Source organism: Gluconacetobacter diazotrophicus PA1 5, from assembly GCF_000067045.1.
GTDB classification, from domain to species: domain Bacteria; phylum Pseudomonadota; class Alphaproteobacteria; order Acetobacterales; family Acetobacteraceae; genus Gluconacetobacter; species Gluconacetobacter diazotrophicus.
In genome coordinates this window covers 870264-884786 of sequence record NC_010125.1, presented here as the reverse complement: position 1 = coordinate 884786, position 14523 = coordinate 870264, and the positions used below count along the sequence as shown (strand labels likewise).

At 68.5% G+C, this 14523-nt stretch carries 13 protein-coding genes; 2 read left to right on the top strand and 11 right to left on the bottom strand.

The annotated features are described in order from the left end of the window. Window positions 1-2: 2 nt before the first annotated feature. Together GDI_RS04110 and GDI_RS04105 are read right to left on the bottom strand one after the other, a co-directional pair. Window positions 3-878: an MOSC domain-containing protein gene (locus GDI_RS04110; protein WP_012223649.1), complete on the bottom strand. Its 876-nt coding sequence runs from the start codon at window positions 876-878 to the stop codon at window positions 3-5. Between the two features lie 16 nt (window positions 879-894). Further along, on the bottom strand, window positions 895-2103 hold the full coding sequence (locus GDI_RS04105) for an aldose epimerase family protein (protein WP_012223648.1): 1209 nt from the start codon (window positions 2101-2103) through the stop codon (window positions 895-897). 275 nt (window positions 2104-2378) lie between these two features. Between GDI_RS04105 and GDI_RS04100 the strand changes: the two genes are divergently transcribed. After that, window positions 2379-3200: an MlaA family lipoprotein gene (locus GDI_RS04100; RefSeq protein ID WP_012553620.1), complete on the top strand. Its 822-nt coding sequence runs from the start codon at window positions 2379-2381 to the stop codon at window positions 3198-3200. Beyond that, window positions 3188-3787 (top strand): MlaC/ttg2D family ABC transporter substrate-binding protein, encoded by a 600-nt coding sequence (locus GDI_RS04095; protein ID WP_050935109.1) that lies wholly within the window; start codon window positions 3188-3190, stop codon window positions 3785-3787. The genes GDI_RS04100 and GDI_RS04095 overlap by 13 nt, the downstream gene beginning before the upstream one ends. A gap of 42 nt (window positions 3788-3829) precedes the next feature. Here GDI_RS04095 and GDI_RS04090 read toward each other — a convergent pair whose 3' ends face one another. From GDI_RS04090 to GDI_RS04050, 9 genes are all read right to left on the bottom strand, one after another. After that, a complete protein-coding gene (locus GDI_RS04090; protein WP_012223645.1) occupies window positions 3830-4684 on the bottom strand; it encodes a TIGR01459 family HAD-type hydrolase in 855 nt (284 codons plus the stop codon). Next, window positions 4681-5751, bottom strand: coding sequence for a quinone-dependent dihydroorotate dehydrogenase (locus GDI_RS04085; protein WP_173363396.1), 1071 nt, complete (start codon window positions 5749-5751; stop codon window positions 4681-4683). The genes GDI_RS04090 and GDI_RS04085 overlap by 4 nt, the downstream gene beginning before the upstream one ends. Next, a complete protein-coding gene (locus tag GDI_RS04080) occupies window positions 5751-6980 on the bottom strand; it encodes an L-dopachrome tautomerase-related protein (protein WP_012223643.1) in 1230 nt (409 codons plus the stop codon). Before GDI_RS04080 ends, GDI_RS04085 begins: the two co-directional genes overlap by 1 nt. 36 nt (window positions 6981-7016) lie before the next feature. Then, window positions 7017-8417 carry a c-type cytochrome gene (locus GDI_RS04075; protein WP_012223642.1) on the bottom strand — a complete coding sequence of 467 codons (1401 nt, stop codon included), beginning with the start codon at window positions 8415-8417 and terminating at the stop codon, window positions 7017-7019. Then, window positions 8414-10072: a GMC family oxidoreductase gene (locus GDI_RS04070; protein ID WP_012223641.1), complete on the bottom strand. Its 1659-nt coding sequence runs from the start codon at window positions 10070-10072 to the stop codon at window positions 8414-8416. Before GDI_RS04070 ends, GDI_RS04075 begins: the two co-directional genes overlap by 4 nt. 3 nt (window positions 10073-10075) lie before the next feature. Further along, window positions 10076-10732 (bottom strand): sugar dehydrogenase complex small subunit, encoded by a 657-nt coding sequence (locus GDI_RS04065; protein WP_012553623.1) that lies wholly within the window; start codon window positions 10730-10732, stop codon window positions 10076-10078. 88 nt (window positions 10733-10820) lie between these two features. After that, window positions 10821-11321: a GlcG/HbpS family heme-binding protein gene (locus GDI_RS04060; protein ID WP_012223639.1), complete on the bottom strand. Its 501-nt coding sequence runs from the start codon at window positions 11319-11321 to the stop codon at window positions 10821-10823. A 71-nt stretch (window positions 11322-11392) separates the two neighbouring features. After that, window positions 11393-12739, bottom strand: a complete 1347-nt coding sequence (locus tag GDI_RS04055) for a cytochrome c (RefSeq protein ID WP_012223638.1) — start codon at window positions 12737-12739, stop codon at window positions 11393-11395. Beyond that, window positions 12739-14523: a GMC family oxidoreductase gene (locus GDI_RS04050; protein WP_012223637.1), complete on the bottom strand. Its 1785-nt coding sequence runs from the start codon at window positions 14521-14523 to the stop codon at window positions 12739-12741. Before GDI_RS04050 ends, GDI_RS04055 begins: the two co-directional genes overlap by 1 nt.

The window sequence follows — 14523 nt, the reverse complement described above, 5'->3', positions numbered from 1 at the left end:
GGCTATTCCGGCAGCAGGTTCGACGGGCCGCGTTCCAGCACCGTGACCGCATCGCCCACGGCGATGCGGCCGGGCCGCACGACGGCGGCGTTCTGGCCGAACATCACCCCGCCCTTCGCCCGCCGCAGCCGGCCCAGCGTGCGCAGCGGTTCGCGCGGGTCGGGCACCGAGGCCGTCGCCTGGTCGATGGTGGTGATGACGCAGCGCGAGCACGGCTTGACGATGCGCAGCAGCGCCGGCCCCACCGCGATCAGGCGCCATGTATCTTCGGCCCAGGCGGGCACGCCGGCCAGCACCAGGTTGGGCCGGAAACGGTCCATGGGCACCGGGGCGGGCAGTTCGGCATTCAGGGCGGCCAGCGATGCGCCGGTCGCCACCAGCACGGCGAAGCCGTCCGCGAACCCGACCGTGGACCCCGCGGGGGCATAGGCCGGATCGGCCGGCCGCGCCCCGGTATCATGCAGATAGGCCAGCCGGCACGGACGCCCCAATGCGGCGGTCAGCCACGCCGCCGCCCCGTCGCCGGCATCGACGGCCGGCACGCTGTCACGCCAGACCCGAACCGTTACCCGGCGGCCATCCGCCGGGGGAATCGCGACGTCCAGCCCGCCCTGCCCCGTACCCTGCCCCGTGCCTTCCCTGGGCAACGACAGGACCAGGCCGCCCGGCCGCCGCGTCACCGCGACCAGCGCCATGCGCGCGACCTGCCGCTGGGTCAGGAAACCGCCGTCGGGGTCGGTGACCAGCCAGCGCCGGTCGTCCTCCAGCCCGCAGGGACCCAGCCAGCCGTCCGGCACCGTCACCCCGCCCAGCGACTTGACGGAATAGACGTGCAGGGACGCGACGCGCACCCCGGAGGGATCGGCGCCCCCCTCCATCAGCGCCCCTGATCCATCACTGTCCGTGACGGGGTGCGGCCGGCTGCACGCCGAAATGGAAGATCGTCGTGTAATCGAACGTCTCGCCCGGGCGCAGCGTGGTGGTGGGGAAGGACGGATGGTTGGGCGAATCGGGATAATGCTCGGCCTCGAACGCGATCGCGTCGGTCTGGCGGTAGGCGCGATGCGACACCCCGGCATAGGCCCCATCCAGCGAGTTCGACGTATAGACCTGCAGGCCGGGCTGCGACGTCAGGACGTCCATCGTGCGGCCGGTCCGGGGGTCCACGATATGGGCGGCCGGACGGGGTGCGGCGCCGGCCGGGCCGTTGACGACCCAGTTATGGTCGTAGCCGCGCGCGAACATCAGTTGCGGATAGGAATCGCGCAGATGCACGCCGATCCGCATCGGCTTGCGGAAATCCAGCGGCGTGCCGGCCACCGGCGCAATGTCCCCGGTGGGAATCGCCGTCGGGTCGGTGGGGGTGAAGTGATCGGCGTTGATCTGCAGGATTTCATCCTCGATCGAGCCCGATCCCTCGCCGCCCAGGTTGAAGTAGCTGTGGTTGGTCAGGTTCAGCACCGTCGGCTTGTCGGTCGTCGCGCGATAATGCAGCGTCAGCCGGTCCTGGTCGTCCAGCGTGTAGGTCACGCTGACCTTCAGCGTGCCGGGGAAGCCCTGGTCCCCATCCGGGCTGGTCAGCGACAGCGTGGCGCTGGCCGAATGGGCGTCCGTGGCGGTGCCGTCGACGGTCCACAGATGCTTGTCGAAGCCCCTGGTGCCGCCATGCAGCGCATTCGGCGGCGCCGTCACGGGAACGTGATACGTCGCGCCGTCCAGGGTGAAGGTGCCGCGCGCGATCCGGTTGGCGTAGCGGCCGATCATGGCGCCGAAGAACAGGCCGCCCTGGGCGCTGTCCACCGTATAGCCCTGCAGGTCGGGAAAGCCGAGGACGATATCGTCGGTGTGGCCGGTCCGGTCGGGCGTGTCGATCGCGGTGATGATGCCACCATAGGTGATGAAGCGCACCGAGACACCATGGGCGTTGCGCAGGGTCAGAATCTCGACCGGCTTGCCGTCCGCCATCGTGCCGAAGCCGGCCCGGGCCAGCGCGACCGGGGCATCGGCCGCCCGGACGGGCGTGGCGGATGCCAGGGTAGCGGACACCAGGGCCGTGGCCGCCAGCAGCGACGTGGCAAGACGGGTCGGGGAGATTCTGAGCATTCTGTTCCTCTTGGCATTGTGGATTTTGCGCCACAGTGGACCAGAGTTCTCGTCGGAGGCAAGCGCCCGAATCCCCGTTGCGGGCCCGGACGGGGGGCGCCAGGTCGCGATAACGCATGACCGATCGGTCATGCGGCGGATTGCACAAGCCGCAACGCATGCTAGAGAGAACCCTTGCGGAAGACGCACGGGCAGTCCGCGACATCCATTGGCGTCCCGATGCGTTGGCCTTTCGGGAACGGCAGACCAGGGAAACGGATACGAGTATGCGCGCAATGACAGGATCGATCTTTTCACCGTCCCGGTCATCCGCCTCTGCCCGCCGTCCGCGCCTGGTCGCCCGCCTGATCGCCGGCCTGGGAGTATCCGGCCTGGTGCTGGCCACGCTGGCGGGCTGCGCGGCCCCGCCGCCCAAGGACCCGGACGAACTGGCCGAATATCGCGAGGCCAACGATCCGTATGAGTCGATGAACCGCAAGTTCTACGACATCACCATGAAGCTGGACAAATACTCCCTGCGTCCGGTCGCACAGGCGTATGTCTGGGCCGTGCCCTATCGCGTGCGGCAGTCGATGGGCAACATGTCCCAGACGATGAACGAGCCCGTGGTGTTCTTCACCGATGTCGGCGCCGGCAAGCCCCGCCGCGCGGGTGATGCCTTCGTGCGGTGGTGCATCAACATGGTCGCCGGCATCGGCGGGCTGATCGATGTCGCGAAATATGCCGGCTACCCCCATCACGACGACGATGCGGGGCTGACGCTGGCGACATGGGGCGTGCCGTCGGGCCCCTATCTGTTCCTGCCGATGATGGGCCCGTCCTCGTTCCGCGACGGGATCGGCTACGGCATCGATGTCGGCCTGTCGCCGTGGAACTATGTGCCCAGCGGCTACGGCCTGCTGACGTTCAACTGGGCCTACAACATCATGGGCATGATCAACGCCAGGGCCGACCATCTGGACGCGCTGGACCAGTTGCAGAAGGACGCGCTGGACCCCTACGCCACCATCCGCAGCGCCTATCAGCAGCAGCGCAAGGCCCTGGCCGACACCATCAGCCACGACCGCCGGGCCACCGTGCCCGACTGGTACAATTAAGAAGGAGACGCAGAGATGAAGACAGCCCTTACCCGTCGTCATGCGCTGGGTCTCGTTCCGCCAGCGCCCGCGCCTTCGTCAACGATTTCGGCCTCCGGTTGATCGCGATCGTCAATTCCAACCGCTCGCTGTCCGAAAAGAAGGTGGCCATCCTGCCGCTGCTGCAGGCGCATGTGGACATGGATGCGATCGGCCGGTACTGCCTGGGCCGCTACTGGCGCGTCGCCACGCCCGAACAGCAGTCCCGCTACCTGGCCCTGTTCCATCAGGTCCTGCTGAACGCCATCACCGACAAGATCGGCGATTATCGCGGCGTGACCTTCACCATCAACGGCACCTCGATGGTCGGCGCCGACCAGGCGGTGGATACCGTCATCAACCGCCCCGAACAGCCGGCCGCCAACACCCAGTGGATCGTCAGCAGCAGCAGCGGCCAGCCCAAGGTGGTGGATGTGGTGGGCGAAGGCACCAGCCTGCGCCTGACGCAGCGGCAGGATTATGCCTCGTTCATCGCGCGGCATAACGGCAGCGTGGACGCACTGCTGCACGCGCTGGACCATCAGGTGGCGGCCCACGCCAGCCCCTGAGAGTATCCGTTGTGATCGAGCCGCTTTCGGGCGGCTCCTGCCCTACCAGCGAAAGGTGGGGACGGTGGCGACGGGTGCCAGCCCTGCCGACGTGGCTTCGGCCCGGGCGAGGGCCATGTCGTCACCGATCATTTCCTGATGGATGCCGCCCAGGACCCAGCACCCGTCCACCCCGGCCCCCTTCGCCCCGCGCATGTCGGTGCCCAGCGCGTCGCCCACCGCCAGCACCCGCCCGCGCGGCAGGCCCAGCATCTCCAGCACCGGGGCGTAGATTTCGGGATAGGGCTTGCCGATCCAGCGGACGGCACATCCTTTCTGCGCATACAGGCTGGCCAGCAGCCCGGCACAGATCAGGCGCTGGCCGCCGCGAATGACCTCCATGTCCGGATTGGCGCAGACCATCTTCAGGCCGCGCGCGGCGCATTCGGCCAGGATGGACAGGTAGGGCGCGGGATCGTTCTCGCCCCGGTCCTGATCCGGGCCGGTATTGAGGATGAAGTCGGCGTCGGCGGGGCTGTCCACCCGCTCCAGGTCCAGCCCCTCGAACAGGTTGTAATCCTTGGGCGCGCCAAGATGCAGCATGCGCCGCCCCAGACCGGCGAACCACGGGTCGGTCCGCGCGGACAGCAGGCCGCGCGTATATTCGCCGCTGGTCATCACCCCGTCATACAGGTCGTCCGCCACCCCCATGGCGCGCAGGCCCTCGCGCACCACATCGACCCGGCGCGGCGCGTTGGACAGCAGGATCACCCGCCGCCCCAGGTCGCGCAGGCGCGCCAGGCAATCGGCTGCGCCGGGATACGGGCTGACGCCGTCATGCACGACGCCCCACAGATCGACGATGAACCCGTCATACCGCCCGGCCAGCGGGGCGAAGCCGTCCAGGCTGTCCATCATGCGGTTCCCTTCGCATCCGCCAGGGTTTCGAACCCTTCGGCGTTGAGGACCCGCACGGTCTCGCGCTTCAGCCGGCGCACGATCCCCGGGCCTTCATAGGCAAACGCGCTGTAGAGCTGCACCAGGTCGGCCCCGGCGCGCACCCGGTCCACGATGTCGGCCCCGGTTTCGATCCCGCCGCAGGCCACCAGTGCCAGACGGCCGGCGGCGACCTGCGCGACCGCGCGGAAGATATCGGCCGCCAGCGGGCGCAACGGACGGCCCGACAGGCCGCCGGCCTCGCCCGCATGGGGGCTGCGCAGCCCGGCGGGGCGCGAGATGGTGGTATTGGTCACGATCAGCCCCTGCGCCCCGCCCGCGATCGCGGCCTCGACGATCGGGCCGATATCGTCGCGTGCCAGGTCGGGCGACAGCTTGACCAGCAGCGGCGGCCGGTCGGGATGGGCCTCGCCGATCGCCTGCAGCAGCGCGCCCAGGCGCGAGGCCTCCTGCAGGTCGCGCAGGCCCGGCGTGTTGGGCGACGACAGGTTCAGCACCACGTAATCGGCATAGTGCTTCACCCGCCCGACCAGGCGGGGATAATCGCGCTCGGGGTCCGCGCCGAACTTGTTGATGCCCAGATTGGCCCCGACCGGCACCCGCGCCCCAGCATGCCGGCCGGCGGGCGAGACCCGATGCAGTCGGGCCAGCCGCACCGCGAAGCGGTCGATCCCCTGGTTGTTGAAGCCCATGCGGTTGATGATCGCGCGGTCTTCGTCCAGGCGGAACAGGCGCGGGCGCGGGTTGCCGGGCTGCGGCCGGGGGGTCACGGTTCCGGCTTCGACAAAGCCGAAACCGATCCGGGCCAGCGGCCGGACCACCAGCGCGTTCTTGTCGAACCCGGCGGCGATGCCGATCGGATTGGGAAAGCGCAGGCCCAGCGCCCGCACCGCCAGCGCCGGATCGTCCTGGCCCGACCCGCTGCCGCCCCCCAGGCCGAGCAGGAGCGCGTTCAGGCCGAGGCGATGCGCGTCCTCGGGGTCCAGCCGCCGCACCAGCGGCATCAGCATGTTCGACATGATATCCATCATGGCTGGATTTTCTGCCGTACATCTCCGATCGAGGAAAGAGGCGCCGCGACGTCGGTCGGGCAGCGGATCAGGAAATAGGGGGGCACGCGCAGGTCGTGCCCGCCATTGAAGCTGGCCAGGCGGTTCCATTGCCCGAGCGTGCAATAGACATAGCCGTCATGGACGAAGATCCCGTCCGGCGACAGCACGCGCGGGTCGCGCACCACCGTATCGAACGTGCCGTCCGGATTGCGGCGGAAGATCGCGTCATGCTCGAAATTGGTCGTATAGATCCGGCCCTGCGGATCGGTGGCCAGGCCGTCGGCCACGCCCTTTTCGCCCAGATCGGCGACGGCGGCCGCCAGGTCGGCGTCGGTCTTCGAAAAATCCGAGAGCAGCGCGGTCGGCAGGCTGTAGAGCCGTCGGCTGGTCAGCGGGGAATAATATAATGTCGCGCTGTCCGGGCTGAGCGTGATGCCGTCCACCCCGCCGGAGACGAACGTGGGATGATGCGGATCGAACACCAGCGGCCGCCCCTCGACCACCGTCATGAAGCCCCGCTCGGCCTGCGTCGAGGGATGGGTGGCCAGGACGCGGCGCTGGCGGCCGGTGGCGAGATCGACCACCACCAGGGCCGGATGGGTCCCGAACGACGAATCGGTCACATAGGCCGTTCCCTGCGCCCCATGCGTCAGATCCACCCGCAAATCGTTCATGTGGCTGTCGGACAGCAGGGTCGGCGCGGTCAGCACGATGCTGGCGACGATGCGGTTGGTCGCCGGGTCGATCCCCACCACTTTCGCCGCGCCGGGCCGCAGGGGCTGGCCGGCCAGCTTGCCGTCATCGATCAGCCACAGCCGGCCGCGCGTGTCGGTGGTCATGCCATGCACCGACATCAGCCGGGCGGACGGCGCACGGGCGGACGGCAGGCTGGTCGCGGCGTCGGGATAGGGCACCAGCGCCCCGCCCTTCAGTTCCGCCAGCGTGGCGCCGGTGTGGTTGACGGCATGGCGGGGGAAACCGACGAACATGCGCCCGTCAGGGGTGATGGCGATCCCCGAGGGACCGGGATCGGCGAATTCGGCCACGATCTCGAACGATCCGGCCGAATTGAAGCCGTGATCGGTATTGGTGGCGAAACTGGCGGGCGGCGCGGCCCGCGCCGCACGACCGGCCAGGGCCAGCGCGCCGCTGCCCATCATGGCGCCGCCCAGCACGGCATGACCCAGGACGGATCGACGTTTCATGGCGTTTCCCCCGTATGCTTTCAGGCAAGTCTGCTTTCAGGCAGGGCGGCGGCGGGCCACCAGCAGCCAGATCAGGGCCAGCACGACCGCCAGGGCAGCCACCATGGCGGGAACGATATATGAGTCAACCCGCGCCAGCAGCGGCCTGGCCCCGCCGGCGCGGGACCGCGCCACGTCGGCCGCCGAGACATGGACCGACGGATCGCCGAACTGCGCCAGCACATAATTGCTGACATCGGCGACATCCTGATCCGACAGTTCATCGACATACGACCCGTGCGAGAAGCCGGGCATGTAGACATGCCGGCCGGCCACCGTCCGGTCCACGCCCTGCAGGATCGCGGCAATCAGATTGTCCGGCGTGCGGGCGCCGGTCGCGGTGTTGTGGAACAGTTGCGGGTAATATCCGTCCTGGCTGCCCTGGCCGGTCGGGCGATGGCAGGCTGCGCAGTCGCCGGCAAACAGGCGCGCGCCATGCGCCAGCGTGTCCGGCGCCGCGCCACGGACCAGGGCGTCACTGTCCGACGCCGCGCCGTACGCGTCGCGCGCCTTGCGGTCGGCCGTATCCCGAATGGCCGGGACCTGGCGCACATAGGCGACGATCGCCTTCAGGTCCGCGTCGTCGAGATACTGGAAACTGTGCTCGATCGCCTCGGCCATCGGACCGGCGGCCTGCGCCTTGCCCGGCACGTCGCCGGTCTTGAGGTAGCGGTACAGTTCGTCGGCGCTCCAGGTGCCGATACCGCTGACGGGGTCGGGGGTGATGTTCGGCGCGACCCATGAGCCCAGGGCGGCACCGCCCAGGTTCCTGTCGCCGATTTCCGCCATCGTCACGTTGCGCGGCGTATGGCAGGTATCGCAATGCGCCAGCGCGACCGCCAGGTAGGCACCGCGATTGACTTCGGCGGATCTGGCGGGATCGGGGGTGAAGCGCGTCCGGTCCAGATACAGCATGTTCCAGCCCCACAGGGACAGGCGCACGTTGAACGGGAACGGCAGCTTCGTCTGCGGCGCCACCGCGTCGACCGGCTGTACCGCCTGGGTGAAATAGGCGTACAGCGCGTGGATGTCGGCGTCCGTCATCCTGGCATAGGACGTATACGGCATGGCCGGATACAGGTGCGCCCCGTCGGCCCGGACGCCGTCACGCACCGCGGCGGCGAACTGGGCCTCGGAATATCCGCCGATGCCCCCGTGCCGGGACGGGGTGATGTTCGAGGAATAGATCGTGCCCAGCGGGGAAGCGATGCCGTATCCCCCCGCGAACGGCCGGCCGCCATTCGGGGCGGTATGACAGGCCACACAATCGGCGGCGGTGGCCAGATAGCGGCCGCGCGCCACCAGGCCGGCCCCGGAATCGCCCCCGTCCTGCGCCAGCGCGGTACCGCCGAACGATACGAGGACCAGGGCGGCGGCGCGCGCCGTCCTGCCGATCATGCCCGTCCCCCCTGGAGGTCGGCCCGCATGGCGTCGGCGGCCTTGAGGCCCAGCGCCACCATGCTCAGCGTCGTGTTGACGACGCTGGCCGACGGCATCGCGCCGCCGCCCGGCAGCCACAGATTCGGATGGTCATGGGCACGGCAGTCACCGTCCACCACCGAATCCTTCGGGTCGCGGCCCATGATCGCGCCACCCATGATGTGGTTGTTGGCATTGAACGAGGTGGTGATCCGCAATTCGCTGCCGCCCAGCAGGGCGGCCACCTGCCGAATCTGGTCGGCGGCGGCCACGGCGCCTTTGCGCACATACTCGCCGACATCGTAATGGATGTCCGGGCACGCCAGTCCCAGCGGGTCGCGCCGGGTGCGGCTCAGGGTCAGGCGGTTGTTCGGATCGGGCAAGGGCTCCAGGCTGACCGACAGGTCCACGCCGCGCGCCGCCCGGCGACGGATTTCGTCGTCCAGCGCCTGGCCGACCAGGCCCAGGGCCAGGGCCTGCTGCGTGGCGGGCGCGACGCGGCTGATATTGTTCAGGATCATCTTGTTGGCGGAATAGGTGCTGCGGAAGCCGCCATCACGCGGGCCGACGATGCAACTGCTCTGCGCCGGGCCGCGGCCGAACCAGAGCGGCTCGTTCGCCAGGAACGTCGCATGCACGCCCGAATGGTCCATCATGTTGCGCCCGACCTGGTCGGACGAATTGGCGATGCCTTTGGGGTTGCGCGCATTGGCCGCCAGCAGCAGCAGGCGCGGCGTTTCGATGCCGTTGCAGGCCAGGACGAACATGCGCCCCGATGCCTTGTGCGACGTCCGCTCCGCATCGTACCAGTGAATGGCGGTGATACGGTTCGCCTCGTCGGTGTCGATCCGGTAGGCGACGGCCTGGTCCAGCACGACCGCGCCGGCATCTTCCGCCTTCACCACGTGCTGGATGCCGTTATACATCGCCCCGATGGGGCAGATCGGCTGGCAGTTATTGTTGCCGCAGCATGACGGACGATCCTCGAACGGCTGGATGCTGCGTCCCTGCGGGATCGGTACCAGATGGAACCCGTGCGGGTTGACCAGTTCGGCGACGCGGCGATCGGCATAGCCGAACGGAATCATGTCGCGCGGATAGGGGCGACTGCGTTCGCGCGGGGACTGCAGGTCCGGGTCGTGCGGGCCGGAAACGCCCATCGCCTCTTCCGCGCGGCAGTAATAGGGTTCCAGGTCGTCGTAGGAAATCGCCCAGTCGCGACCCACGCCGTACCGGGTCTTCATCTGGAAGTCGACCGGCAGGTGGCGCCAGCACGACGCCGCCCAGTGCCACGTGGTGCCGCCGACGGTGCGCAGATATCCCTGCTGGAACGCCGACCCGTCCGGGCCGCTGAGCCCGACATAGTCGTTGGCCGGGAAATAGAGCGGGGCCGGGGCCAGCGGCGCCTGGGGATACAGGCCCTGGAAATCGGATTGGACCCGGTTGTGGAACGACATGTTCCGCCAGTTCTCGACGATGTCCGATCGCTTCAGCCGCAGGCCGGCCTCCAGCACCAGGACCGAATGCCCGGCGGCGGCCATCTGGTGGGCGATCATCGCCCCGACGACGCCGGAGCCCACGATCACGACATCGGCCGTCACGTCACCGGAACTGGAAAAGACGGGGTGCGCCACGGATCAATGCTCCTTTGCCGGGGGCTTGGTCGGAAGAATCCTGGATTGCGCCGGGGGTTTGGCTTCGACGCCGACCGGCGGCGGGGCCGGCGCGGGTACCGGAACGGGCGACAGGACCGCCACGCCCAGCGCGGGCGGCACTTCCGTCCACCAGCCCGGTGTGCCGAAGCAGTAGGTCGGCACCGGCAGCGCATCGTCCGTGGGGCGGTACATCAGCGCGTCCCGGTAGGCGACCATGGGCGCGTTGGTCCTGTCCTGCACCGAACCGGTGTACCAGGCCGCGACCAGGTCCAGCATCGTCTGGCGCTGGTTCGCCTCCTCGGCGCGGGCCAGGATTTCCTCGGGCTTGCCCCCGGCGACGGCCAGGCGCGACAGGGCGGCGATCCGTGCGCCGTAATTCGGAAAGGTCCGGACCATTGCCGCGAAAAGCCGGGTCCCGATCAGGGGATTCAGGTCCTGCCGTCCGGTCACCGCCCGGGACACCGCCAGGAACCGCGCCTCGTCCGGGCTCAGCGTCAGGGCGACGGCACGGCCGGGAACCAATGCCCCGGGCGCCAGGGCGGAGGCACCGGCCACGGCCCCCGCCGCCATCAGCGCCCGCCGGCTGACGCCCGGCGCGGCGTCGATCGTCTTCGCCCCCGTCGGTAAGGGATCGCTCATTGTCTCTTCACTCCAACACGGGCGCGTCATCCCACGCCCCTGCACGCGAACCCTGCCGTTCGCGCCTTGGGATATTCCAATCCGGCGTTCAGCCGGCGTCGTGCCCGGTCCAGACGGCCATGCCGGCCTCGGCCGCCTGTTCGTCCTGCGGGTTGGACCCGCCGCTGACGCCGATCGCGCCGATCACCCGTCCATCTTCGATGATCGGAATGCCGCCGGCCGCCGGCATGGCGTCCGGCAGCGCCAGCACCGCCATCCTGCCGCCCGCCAGCGCCTGCTCGAACGACGCGGAAGGGCGTTTGTAGAGCACCGCGCTGCGCGCCTTGCGTTCCGCCAGCGCCAGGCTGGCCAACTGGCTACCCTCCATCCGTTCGACCAGGATCGGGAAACCGCCCGCATCGACGATCGTCACCGCGACGCTGGTATGGTTTTCCACCGCGCGGCGTTCGGCGGCACGGGCCATGGCCCGCGCCTGGTCAAGGGTGGGCGCTACATCGGGGGCGCTGGACGGGGCAGCAACGAGGCGGCTCATCGGCAGGACCGTAAAGATGCCGGCCAGGAACGATATTAAAAAAAGCTTTCTTTTCATCACGCACTTTCGATCGCGACATCCTGAAGAACGAACGGTCCGCCCTGATGCCGGACCGTTCGCAGGCTCGATCAGTTCAGCGGCAGGCCGGTGACCACGTCCCCACGCGGCAGCGCCTTGCGCACGCGGGCCACGTCCGCTTCCGTCACAGGCGCCGCGTCGTTGCCCCACGCCTTGCGAATGAAGCTGACGACATCGGCCACTTTCCGGTCCGACAGGCGGTCGGCGAAACCCGGCATCACGAAGGAAGACGGCGCGGCATGCGTGGCGCGCAGCGTATCGCCCGTCAGCACGATATGGATCAGCGAGTCCGGCGCATGGCCCATCACCACCGGGTTGCCCGCCAGCGGCGGGAACACGGTCGGATAGCCGTGCCCATCGGTGCGATGGCAGGCGGCGCAGCGATCGACGTAGGTCCGGGCCCCCGGGGCCGATACGTCGCCCGCATGCAGCGCGTTCGCCAGCGCCGCGTCATAGACCCATGGCGCCTGCGTCGTGTCGTCGGGCGGCAGCGTCTTGAGGAAGCGCGCAATAGCATGCAGGTCGGCATCGGTCAGATGCTGCGTGCCGTGTCCGACCGCGTCCGACATGCCGCCGAAGGCCGATCCCGCCTGGATGCGGCCGGTCCTGAGGAAAGCGACGATGTCGTCTTCCGACCAGCGGCCCAACCCGGTGCGGTTCTCGCCGCGCAGGCTGGTCGGAACCCAGCCGTCGATGGCCCCGCCGCCGCCCAGGAAGCGCGTGCCGTCCTGGGCCGTCAGGGCGACTTCCTGCATCGTCACGGCGCGCTGGGTGTGACAGGCGCCGCAATGCCCGGGCCCTTGGACCAGGTAGGCGCCACGCGCCACCACCGGATCGGAAAAGGCCCGGCCGGAACTGGCCTGCGCGTCCCTGACCGAGGGCGCGAACAGCGCGCGCCAGAAGATCAGGGGCCAGCGCATGGACATCGGCCAGGGGATGGTGCCGGGCCGGTTCGGCTGGGCGACCGGCGCCACGCCATGCATGAAATAGACGTACAGCGCATGGATGTCGGCATCCGACATCCGCGCGTACGAGGGATAGGGCATGGCCGGATACAGCATCGCCCCGTCGCGGCGCACGCCTTCGCGCACCGCGCGGGCGAATTCGGCCTCGGTATACGCACCGATGCCGTGCCCCGCGTCGGGCGTGATGTTGGGGGCGTAGAGCGTGCCCATTGCCAGCGCGAAGGGCAGGCCACCCGCGAACGGCTTGCCGCCCGGTGCCGTATGGCACGCCACGCAGTCCGAGGCGCGCGCCATATATGCGCCCTGCGCGACCAGCGCCGCCTCGGTACCGGCCTGGACCTGGGCCCGGGCGGGGGTGGCGGCAACCGGGAACGCCAACGCCGCCAGGCCGCCGAACAGGGCCGCCAGGCCGGCCCGCTTACGATACCCCATCAGATCTGCACCAGCGGGCCGGGGTTCTTCAGGTAGGTCGTGCGGATATGATACGCCGACCAGTAGGCCAGGGCCGCCACCATGCCCGTGGGGTTGTAGCCCGTTCCCTGCGGGAAGGCGTTGGCGCCGATGACGAACACGTTGGACACGTCCCAGCTTTGCAGATAGCGGTTCAGCGCGCTGGTCTTCGGGTCGGCGCCCATGACGGCGCCACCGGCCAGGTGCGTCGTCTGGTAATAGCGCGTGTCGAAATGCTCGTCCGGCTGCCGCTGGCCGAAATGCACGTCGCGCGCGCCCATCGCCCGGGTCACCTTGGCAATCTGGCCGACGACGTACCGGTTCATGCGGATGTCATTGTCCTTCCAGTCGAAGGTCATGCGCAGCAGGGGCAGGCCGTACGCGTCCTTCCATGTCGGGTCCAGGTCCAGATACACGTCGCGATAGGCCATGTTGGACCCGTGCGCATCCATGCGGACCGAATGCCGGTAGGTATCGACCATGGCCTTCTTCCACGCCGACCCCCAACGTGGCGTGCCCGGCGGACCGCCACTTTTGGCGGCGGCGATGGCCTTGATGCCGGCCTGGTTCACCCACACGGGCGACCCGCCGACGAAGCCCAGCGGCCCGTGGTCGAAATTCTCGCTGTTGAAATCGTCGAAGGCGACGCCGCCGCCGCCGGTTCCGATAAACTGTTTGGTATAAACCGATTTGTCGAGCCACGCCGTGGTGGTGGTGACGTTCTGGTAGACGAAATTGCGCCCCACCACGCCCTCGTTCGCCACCGGGTCGTAGGGCTTGCCGATCCCCGACAGCAGCATCAGATGCACGTTGTGGAACTGGAACGCCGCGACGACGACCAGGTCGGCGGGCTGGAACACCGTATCGCCATTGCTGTCCAGGTAGGTGACGCCCGTCGCCTGCTTTTTGGTACTGTCGAGCTCGACACGCAGGACGTGCGCGCGGTCGCGCAACTGGAATTTCGGATCGGTGCGCAGCACCGGCAGGATATTCACGTTCGGCGAGGCCTTCGAATACATGTAGCAGGCATAGCCGCTGCAATATCCGCAGAAATTGCACGGCCCCATCTGCACGCCGTACGAATTGGTATATTGCGCCGAGGCATTCGCCGCCGGCATCGCATAAGGATGGAACCCGACTTCCGCTGCCGCGCGGCGGAACAGGCTGGCGCCATACACGTCCTTCAGCGCCGGCAGCGGGAAATGGTCGGAACGCGACGGCGCGAAGACATTCCCCTTGCCGACGACCTGCCCGTTGACGGTATAGGCCTCGCCCGACGTGCCGAAGACTTTCTCGGCCTTGTCGAAGAACGGTTCCAGTTCGTCATAGGTGACGCCGTAATCCTGAAGGTTCATGCCTTCGGGGATGAATTTCTCGCCGTATTTTTCCTTGACCTTGCTGCGCAGGATCAGGTCGTCCGGCGGCATGCGGAAATGCACGCCCGACCAGTGCAGGCCGGCGCCCCCGACCCCCTCGCCCGGCAGGAACGCGGCCATCTGACGATAAGGCAGTGCGGTCTGGCTGGAATTGTTGCGGATCGTCACCGAGCTGCGGGAGAGATCCTGGAAGATCTTGTGACGGAAATTGCCCTGCAGTTCGTCGATCGAACCGGGATAGGCGCCGTCGCTGGCCGTGCTGCGGTCGGCGCCGCGTTCCAGCATGACGACATTCAGTCCGGCCTCGGTCAGTTCCTTGGCCATGATCGACCCGGCCCAACCACCGCCGACCACCACCGCATCGACGGATTTCATCGTGATATTCGCCAT